General features: G+C 70.5%; 9 protein-coding genes. 4 read left to right on the top strand and 5 right to left on the bottom strand.

The window, feature by feature from the left end; translation table 11 throughout:
• Window positions 1-120: 120 nt before the first annotated feature.
• Complete coding sequence (thiC, locus tag ACZ60W_RS36735) at window positions 121-1,908, bottom strand: phosphomethylpyrimidine synthase ThiC (protein WP_469759747.1); 1,788 nt, start codon at window positions 1,906-1,908, stop codon at window positions 121-123.
• Window positions 1,909-2,074: 166 nt separating this feature from the next.
• Here thiC and ACZ60W_RS36730 point away from each other — a divergent pair, with 166 nt between their 5' ends.
• Window positions 2,075-3,571: a YibE/F family protein gene (locus ACZ60W_RS36730; RefSeq protein ID WP_469759746.1), complete on the top strand. Its 1,497-nt coding sequence runs from the start codon at window positions 2,075-2,077 to the stop codon at window positions 3,569-3,571.
• Window positions 3,572-3,575: 4 nt separating this feature from the next.
• Here ACZ60W_RS36730 and ACZ60W_RS36725 read toward each other — a convergent pair whose 3' ends face one another.
• From ACZ60W_RS36725 to ACZ60W_RS36710, 4 genes are all read right to left on the bottom strand, one after another.
• Window positions 3,576-4,016: an SsgA family sporulation/cell division regulator gene (locus tag ACZ60W_RS36725; RefSeq protein ID WP_367822402.1), complete on the bottom strand. Its 441-nt coding sequence runs from the start codon at window positions 4,014-4,016 to the stop codon at window positions 3,576-3,578.
• A 138-nt stretch (window positions 4,017-4,154) separates the two neighbouring features.
• Window positions 4,155-4,925: an IclR family transcriptional regulator gene (locus tag ACZ60W_RS36720; RefSeq protein WP_469759745.1), complete on the bottom strand. Its 771-nt coding sequence runs from the start codon at window positions 4,923-4,925 to the stop codon at window positions 4,155-4,157.
• A 238-nt stretch (window positions 4,926-5,163) separates the two neighbouring features.
• Window positions 5,164-5,382: a DUF5326 family protein gene (locus tag ACZ60W_RS36715; protein WP_469759744.1), complete on the bottom strand. Its 219-nt coding sequence runs from the start codon at window positions 5,380-5,382 to the stop codon at window positions 5,164-5,166.
• Between the two features lie 194 nt (window positions 5,383-5,576).
• Entirely contained in the window at window positions 5,577-5,894 is a 318-nt protein-coding gene (locus ACZ60W_RS36710) for a cupin domain-containing protein (RefSeq protein ID WP_366303076.1), read from the bottom strand.
• A 51-nt stretch (window positions 5,895-5,945) separates the two neighbouring features.
• Here ACZ60W_RS36710 and ACZ60W_RS36705 point away from each other — a divergent pair, with 51 nt between their 5' ends.
• Genes ACZ60W_RS36705 through ACZ60W_RS36695 form a run of 3 tightly spaced genes read left to right on the top strand, consistent with a single transcriptional unit; the run spans window position 5,946 to window position 7,960 of the window.
• Window positions 5,946-6,323 carry a phage holin family protein gene (locus tag ACZ60W_RS36705; protein ID WP_469759743.1) on the top strand — a complete coding sequence of 126 codons (378 nt, stop codon included), beginning with the start codon at window positions 5,946-5,948 and terminating at the stop codon, window positions 6,321-6,323.
• A 9-nt stretch (window positions 6,324-6,332) separates the two neighbouring features.
• A complete protein-coding gene (locus ACZ60W_RS36700; RefSeq protein WP_469759748.1) occupies window positions 6,333-6,824 on the top strand; it encodes a low molecular weight protein-tyrosine-phosphatase in 492 nt (163 codons plus the stop codon).
• On the top strand, window positions 6,821-7,960 hold the full coding sequence (locus tag ACZ60W_RS36695) for a cystathionine gamma-lyase (protein ID WP_469759742.1): 1,140 nt from the start codon (window positions 6,821-6,823) through the stop codon (window positions 7,958-7,960). The genes ACZ60W_RS36700 and ACZ60W_RS36695 overlap by 4 nt, the downstream gene beginning before the upstream one ends.
• Window positions 7,961-8,048 lie beyond the last annotated feature (88 nt).

Raw genomic sequence — 8,048 nt, 5'->3', positions numbered from 1 at the left:
CCCCCCCCCCCCCCCCCCCCCCCCCCCCCCCCCCCCCCCCCCCCCCCCCCCCCCCCCCCCCCCCCCCCCCCCCCCCCCCCCCCCCCCCCCCCGGGCCGGTGAACGGTCACCGGGGCGGGGTCAGTCCGCCAGCGGCAGATAGACGCGGTTGCCGCTCGCGGCGAACTCCGCGGACTTCTCCGCCATGCCGGCCTCGATCTCCTGCTGGGTGCCGCCGTGTTCGCGGCGGATGTCCTGGGAGATCTTCATGGAGCAGAACTTCGGCCCGCACATCGAGCAGAAGTGGGCGGTCTTGGCGGGCTCCGCGGGAAGCGTCTCGTCGTGGAACTCGCGGGCCGTGACCGGGTCGAGGGCCAGGTTGAACTGGTCCTCCCAGCGGAACTCGAAGCGGGCGTCCGAGAGCGCGTCGTCCCACTCCTGCGCGCCCGGGTGCCCCTTGGCGAGGTCCGCGGCGTGGGCGGCGATCTTGTAGGTGATGACGCCCGTCTTCACGTCGTCCCTGTTGGGCAGGCCCAGGTGCTCCTTGGGCGTGACGTAGCAGAGCATCGCCGTGCCCCACCAGGCGATCATCGCCGCGCCGATGCCGGAGGTGATGTGGTCGTAGGCGGGCGCCACGTCCGTGGTCAGCGGGCCGAGCGTGTAGAACGGCGCCTCCTCGCAGATCTCCTGCTGGAGGTCGATGTTCTCCTTGATCTTGTGCATCGGGACGTGCCCGGGGCCCTCGATCATCGTCTGCACGTCGTGCCGCTTGGCAATCGTGTTCAGCTCGCCGAGCGTGCGCAGCTCCGCGAACTGGGCCTCGTCGTTGGCGTCGGCGATCGAACCGGGGCGCAGGCCGTCGCCGAGCGAGTAGGTGACGTCGTACGCCGCGAGGATCTCGCAGAGCTCCTCGAAGTTCGTGTAGAGGAAGTTCTCCTTGTGGTGCGCGAGGCACCAGGCGGCCATGATCGAGCCGCCGCGCGAGACGATGCCGGTCTTGCGGCGGGCGGTGAGCGGCACGTACGGCAGCAGCACGCCCGCGTGGACGGTCATGTAGTCGACGCCCTGCTCGGCCTGCTCGATGACCGTGTCCTTGTAGATCTCCCAGGTCAGGTCCTCGGCCCTGCCGTCGACCTTCTCCAGTGCCTGGTAGAGCGGCACGGTGCCGATCGGCACGGGGGAGTTGCGCAGCACCCACTCGCGGGTGGTGTGGATGTTGCGGCCGGTGGACAGGTCCATGACCGTGTCGGCGCCCCACTTGGTCGCCCAGGTCATCTTCTCCACCTCCTCCTCGATGGAGGAGGTGACGGCGGAGTTGCCGATGTTGGCGTTGACCTTCACCAGGAACCGCTTGCCGATGATCATCGGCTCGATCTCCGGGTGGTTCACGTTCGCCGGGAGGACGGCCCGGCCCGCGGCGATCTCCTCACGGACGACCTCGGGGGAGACGTTCTCGCGGATCGCGACGTACTCCATCTCCGGGGTGATCTCGCCCCGCCGGGCGTACGCCAGCTGCGTGACGGCCTGGCCCTCACGGCCCCGGCGCGGCAGGCGCGGGCGTCCGGGGAAGACGGCGTCGAGGTTCTTCAGCCCGCCGCCGCGCGGCGAGGTGTGCTTGATGCCGTCGTCCTCGGGGCGGACCGGGCGGCCCGCGTACTCCTCGGTGTCGCCGCGCGCGATGATCCAGTTCTCGCGCAGCGGCGGAAGACCCCGGCGGACGTCGGTGTCGATGGTGGGGTCGGTGTACGGGCCGGACGTGTCGTACAGCGTCACGTCCTTGCCGTTGGTGAGGTGCACCTGACGGACCGGCACCCGGAGGTCGGGGCGCGAACCCTCGACGTATCCCTTGTGCCAGCCGGGCGTGCGCTCGCCCTCGACGGGGGTCCCGCCCTGGTCGGAGGCAGGCGTGCGTGCATCCTGAATGGTCATGAGACCGATCTCCCTACGCCGGCATTACCCGGTAACAGGTTCGGCGGTCGGCGCAGCCTCCTCCCGTATGTGCGTACGGTGATCAGCGCCCTCTCAGCCCGGTGCTCCGAGCTCCCGCGTGTGCAAAGGTGTCACCACGCTAGCGCCCTCCCTGGCGTGCTGAACAGTGGGCCCCCGACGTTCTTGCGATGATCGGTCGGTGACCTCCCCCCATCAGCCCCCCGAGCCCCACGGCCACGCCCACGGTCCCGACCACGGCCCGCCGCCGTTTCCCGGGCACGACCACGGTCCGTCCCGAGGCCCCGGCCCGTCCCCCGGACACGACCACGGGCCGGGTCCCGGCGCGGGTTCCTCCCACGGACACGGGCACAGCCACAGTCACGGTCCGGCCGCCCCCGTCTCCCGGCACCTGCGCAAGGTCATCGCCGCCGTCCTCATCCCGTTCGCGACCGCCGTCGTGGTCGGCCTGCTGGTCCTGTGGCCGGGCGGGACCCCGGCGCACGAGCGCACCGGGGTCGGCTTCGACCGGCAGACCGAGCAGGGCAGGGTCGTCGACGTCGAGAAGGTCGACTGCGCGTCGGTGAACGCCGCGCAGGTCCCGCCGACCGGCGACACCTCCACCCCGGAGGGACGCGAGGCGGTCAACGCCCAGCAGGGGCAGTGCGCGAAGGTGACGGTCGAGGTCGCCGGCGGTCCGGAGAAGGGCCGTACGTTCGTCGAGATCGTCCAGCCGGACGCACCGCGCCAACTCCACGAGGGACAGGGCGTGGTGGTGGCGTACGCCCCCGACGCCCCACGCGATCTGCAGTACTCGGTGACGGACGTGAACCGGAAGCTGCCGATGGCGGTCCTCGCCGGCATCTTCGCCCTCGCGGTCGTCCTCGTCGGCCGGATGCGCGGACTGATGGCGCTGATCGCGCTCGCCGTGAGCTTCCTGGTCCTGACGTTCTTCATCCTGCCGGCGATCCTGCAGGGCTCGAATCCGCTGGTCGTGGCGGTGGTCGGATCGAGTGCGATCATGCTGATCGCGCTCTACATGTGCCACGGCCTGTCGGCCCGCACCTCGGTCGCGGTGCTCGGCACGCTGATCTCCCTGCTGCTCATCGGGCTGCTGGGGTCGGTCTTCATCGGCTGGGCCTCGCTGAGCGGCAACACCGACGACAACACCGGTCTCATCCACGGCCTGTACCCGGAGATCGACATGTCCGGGCTGCTCCTCGCCGGCATCATCATCGGTTCGCTGGGTGTGCTCGACGACGTGACGGTGACCCAGACGTCGGCGGTCTGGGAGCTGCACCAGGCCGATCCGGGCATGGGGCCGCGCGCGCTGTACCGGGCCGGCATCCGCATCGGCCGCGACCACATCGCGTCGGTCGTGAACACCCTGGTCCTCGCCTACGCGGGCGCGGCGCTGCCGCTGCTCCTGCTCTTCTCGATCGCGCAGAGCAGCATGGGGACGGTGGCCAACAGCGAGCTGGTCGCCGTGGAGATCGTCCGGACGCTGGTCGGTTCGATCGGTCTGGTCGCCTCCGTTCCGCTCACCACGGCGCTGGCGGCGCTGGTCGTCTCCGCCGACCGGGCGGACGCGGACACCCGGCCGGGCAGCGGTGGCCGCAAGGCGGCCGCGGCGGGACGGGGCGGGCGCCGCCGGCGCGCCAAGTGAGAGCTCAGGCGGGTCCGGCGTTCTCCTCGGCGAGGATCCGCCCGAGCGCGGCCTCCAGGTTGTCCTCGAAGTCGCCGAGGGTCCGCTCCTGACCGAGCGGTACGAGCTTGTCCGTGCGGTCCAGGAAGGCGACCAGCGGCGGAGCGCTCGCGCGGAACAGGGCGCGGTCACCGCCGACCTGGAGCCGGATGGAGACGTCGGACAGCCCCTCGGGCTCCGTCGGCGCGATGTGCACGTCGCCGTCCCCGCTGGGGCGGTTGATCCCGTCGAGCAGCAGCTCCCTGCCGAACGCCCAGGTGACGGGGGCGTCTCCGGGGAGATGGAAGGTCATGCGCACCGCGTAGGGATCCCGGGCCTCGTATCGCAGCTCGACCGGGATCTTGAAGGAGAGCTCCTCGGAGACGAGGAAGCTCATCAGGACCTCGGCCTGAACCGACTCTCGCATCATGTACCCCGCAGTAGATGGAGCAGTTGTGTAAACACAGCTGCTGAAAGCTGTGACCGAAACGGCCAGGAATGATCCCCCACGGCCCTCTTGACGCAATCGTGCTGTACCCGCTAGCAGATCACAAGGAGTGATTTTTCAGATACTGATAGAGAGTGCGAGGGAGCTGAAGAGCCTTCCGATCTCTGTGCGTAGTCGCTCGACTGCTGGGAGCAACCGTTCTTCCTGGTGAAGAGGGAGAGAAATGGCCATCGCGCCCGCCGCGGAGCCCGCGGTGATGGGGATTGCGGCGCAGACCGTGCCGAGCGCATATTCCTGACGTTCCACCAGGGGCTCCATTCGCCCCAAACCGTCCAAACGCTCCATAAGCATACGGCGGTTACGCACGGTGAACGGGGTGATGGCTTCCACCGGATGGCGATCGAGGTGGTCTTGACGGGATTTCGGATCGAGTTGACTCAGCAGGCACTGCCCGATCGCATGGGCGTGCGCGGTCTCGCGGAAGTCGGCCCATTCCTCCACCGCGGGGGCGGAAGGGGTGTCGGCGACGGCGACGAGTTCGATCTCGCCTTCGCGGTAGACGGCGAAGTAGACCGGGACACCGATCTCGTCCCGCCAACGGGCCAGCGAGTCTTCGATCTTGATGCGACGATTCTGCACGTCTCCGCCGCCGGCCAGACGGACGGCGGCGTCGCCCAGGACGAACACACCCTTCTCGCGGAGCAGATAGCCCTCGTGCGTCAGGGTGCGGAGCAGGTGGTACGTGGTCGGCAGCGGGAGGCCCGTCTCACGGGCGAGCTGTTTGGCGGGAGCGCCGTCCGGGTGGGAGGCGACGGCCTCCAGGAGTCTCAGCGCCCGCTGCACCGAGCCGATCAGGGTAGGCGCTGCAGTCTGCGTAGCCGTGGCCAAAGGTCACCCCCAGGCGTGACAACGGATGCAACGCACCCGTCCGCGGGGGCCGCCCCCGCGCGCCCGCCGGGCCTGGGAAAACCGCTGGTCAGTACGGGGGTCTACGCCCGTAGTCCCCAAGACGGCGGAGAGATTCCACTCTAGTGGCAGCCTCTGGGCCCTTGCCCTGATTCGACCAGTGCGTTCCCCCGCGCGGGCTAATGCCCTCCGTCCGCCGCATACCGATCAGTAGCTTGTGCTACCAGTCCTCTCGCGAGGAGCCGGAGGACCTGAACTTCCGGACGAGGTAGACCAGTCCGGCGACCAGCGCCACGAAGAGCAGGACCTTGAACAGCAGTCCGACCACGAACGCCAGGACGCTGGTGATCAGTCCGCCGAAGACGATCAGGGCCAGAGCGGGTATGGCGACCCACTTCACCCACCAGGGCATCCCCGCGAGAATCTCCTGTACGGCCATCGTCCCTACCTCGCTCTCGAAGAGTCGTCCCGCACACTCCGCGCCGGACATCCTCAAGGCTAGGGTCCGGGGCACGGCCACGGGGGCCCCAGGGCCCCCGCTCTCCCCTGATCCACCCCCTAGGGGCTGCGTCGTCCCGACCCTCAGGCGCGGGGCACCCGCCGCCGGCGTTCCGGATCGCGTCCCCGCCGTGCTCAGCCCTCCGGCGGGGAAAAGACCACCATCACCCGCAGGTCCTCGCTGATGTGGTGGAAGCGGTGCTCCACGCCCGCCGGCACGTAGACCACGCTGCCGCGGGCGACCTGGGTCGTCTCGTCCCCGACGGTGATCGCCGCCCGGCCGCTCACGACGAAGTACACCTCGTCCTGACGGTGCGGCTGCTGCGGGTCCAGCGCCCCCGCGTCGAGCGCGTACAGGCCCACCGACATGTTCCGCTCGCGCAGGAACTGAAGGTACGCGCCGTCGTTCGCGGCACGCTCCGCCTCCAGCTCGTCCAGTCGGAATGCCTTCATCGCCTGTCCGCCCCTGCCGTCGGCCCGATCATGTCTGCCACGATCAGACACATGAAGAATTTCGTAGTCAAGACGCTCGCCAACGCGGGCGCCCTGGCAGTCGCCATCTGGCTGCTGCAGGACATCACCCTCACCGGAGACAGCACCGGAAAGAAGGCCCTGACCCTCATTCTCGTCGCTCTGGTCTTCGGCCTGGTGAACGTGGTGGTCAAGCCGGTCGTCAAGCTGCTGACGCTTCCCCTCTTCATCCTGACGCTCGGCCTGATCACCCTGGTGGTCAACGCCCTGATGCTGCTGCTCACGTCCTGGCTGGCCGAGCAGGTCGACCTCGCCTTCCACGTGGAGGGCTTCTGGACCGCAGTCCTGGGCGGACTGATCATCTCCGTCGTCTCCTGGGCGCTGAACGTCGTGCTCCCCGACGGTGACTGAGTGGAGACCATGACCTACCGCGTCTGCTTCGTCTGCACGGGCAACATCTGCCGCTCGCCGATGGCCGAGCACGTCTTCCGCGCGCACGTGGACCGAGCCGGCCTCGGCACACGGGTGGAGGTCGACAGCGCCGGCACGGGAGGCTGGCACGAGGGCGACGGAGCGGATCCGCGCACGGTCGACGTCCTGGAGGAGCACGGCTACACCTCCGCGCACACCGCCCGGCAGTTCCGCGCCTCCTGGTTCGACGGCCTCGACCTGGTGATCGCGCTCGACGCGGGGCACCTGAGGGAGCTCAGGGCGCTGGCGCGCACCCCCGAGGAAGCGGCCCGGGTACGGCTGCTGCGCTCCTACGACCCCGCGGCCGGCGACGGACTCGACGTCCCCGACCCGTACTACGGGGGCCGCGAGGGGTTCGAGGAGTGCCTGGAGATGGTGGAGGCGGCGAGCGAGGGTCTCCTCGCCGCCGTACGCGCGGAACTGGAGGAGCGGACAGCATGACCGACAAGACATACGGCGACGGCACGCGCGCGGTGCGGGCCGGGCTCCCCGAACCCGTGAAGTACGAACCGACCCTGCCGGGACCGGTCTTCGCCGCCCACTTCCACCTGCCGGGCGAGCCGACGGGCGGATACGCCTACGGCCGCGACGAGAACCCGACCTGGACCCACCTGGAGCGGGCCATCGGCGAACTGGAGGCACCGGGGGAGGAGGACGTCGAGACGCTGGTCTTCGCCTCGGGCATGGCCGCGATCTCGGCCGTGCTCTTCTCCCAGCTGAAGGCCGGCGACGCGGTGGTGGTCCCGACCGACGGCTACCAGGCCCTGCCCCTGCTCCACGAGCAGCTGCGGGCGTACGGGGTCGAGGTCAGGACCGCCCCGACCGGGGGCGACGGCCAGCTCGCCGTGCTCGAAGGGGCACGGCTGCTGTGGATCGAGACCCCGTCCAACCCCGGTCTCGACGTCTGCGACATCCGCCGTCTGGTCGGCGAGGCCCACGCGGCCGGGGCGCTCGTCGCCGTCGACAACACCCTCGCCACCCCGCTCGGCCAGCGGCCCCTGGAGCTGGGCGCCGACTTCTCCGTCGCCAGCGACACCAAGGGCATGACCGGACACGGCGACATCCTGCTCGGGCACGTGAGCTGCCGCGATCCCCTGCGCGCGGCGGAGGTACGGCGCTGGCGCAAGATCGTCGGCGCGATTCCCGGCCCCATGGAGGCCTGGCTGGCCCACCGCTCGCTGGCCACGCTCCAGCTGCGCATCGACCGGCAGTGCACCACCGCCCTGGCCCTCGCGGAGGCCCTCGCCGAGCGGGCGGACGTGACCGGGCTGCGCTACCCCGGACTTCCCGGTGACCCGTCGCACGAGGTGGCCTCCCGGCAGATGCGCCGCTTCGGCCCGGTCGTCTCCTTCGAGCTGGCGGACCGGAAGCGGGCCGAGCGCTTCCTGGAGGAGCTGCGGCTGGTGGACGAGGCCACCAGCTTCGGCGGGCTGCGCTCCACGGCCGAGCGGCGCGGCCGATGGGGCGGGGACGCGGTCGCCGAGGGCTTCATCCGGTTCGCGGTCGGCGCCGAGGACCCCGAGGACCTGATCGCCGACGTCCTGCGGGCCCTCGACGAGACCGGCGGCACCGCCTGACGACGTGGGGGGGGGGGGGGGGGGGGGGGGGAGGAGGGGGAGGGGGGGGGGGGGGGGCGCACCCCCTTGATCTGGCGTGGGGGAAGGG

The organism is Streptomyces sp. NPDC104202 (assembly GCF_055584185.1).
Note: the sequence above shows the minus strand (reverse complement) of the source record. Positions and strands in the feature narration are given on the sequence as shown.

Excerpts from the sequence above, each read along its gene's own strand:
- thiC (WP_469759747.1), bottom strand. The coding sequence starts at position 1,908 with ATGACCATTCAGGATGCACGCACGCCTGCCTCCGACCAGGGCGGGACC.
- ACZ60W_RS36725 (WP_367822402.1), bottom strand. The coding sequence starts at position 4,016 with ATGCGAGAGTCGGTTCAGGCCGAGGTCCTGATGAGCTTCCTCGTCTCC.
- ACZ60W_RS36715 (WP_469759744.1), bottom strand. The coding sequence starts at position 5,382 with ATGGCCGTACAGGAGATTCTCGCGGGGATGCCCTGGTGGGTGAAGTGG.
- ACZ60W_RS36710 (WP_366303076.1), bottom strand. The coding sequence starts at position 5,894 with ATGAAGGCATTCCGACTGGACGAGCTGGAGGCGGAGCGTGCCGCGAAC.
- ACZ60W_RS36705 (WP_469759743.1), top strand. The coding sequence starts at position 5,946 with ATGAAGAATTTCGTAGTCAAGACGCTCGCCAACGCGGGCGCCCTGGCA.
- ACZ60W_RS36700 (WP_469759748.1), top strand. The coding sequence starts at position 6,333 with ATGACCTACCGCGTCTGCTTCGTCTGCACGGGCAACATCTGCCGCTCG.
- ACZ60W_RS36695 (WP_469759742.1), top strand. The coding sequence starts at position 6,821 with ATGACCGACAAGACATACGGCGACGGCACGCGCGCGGTGCGGGCCGGG.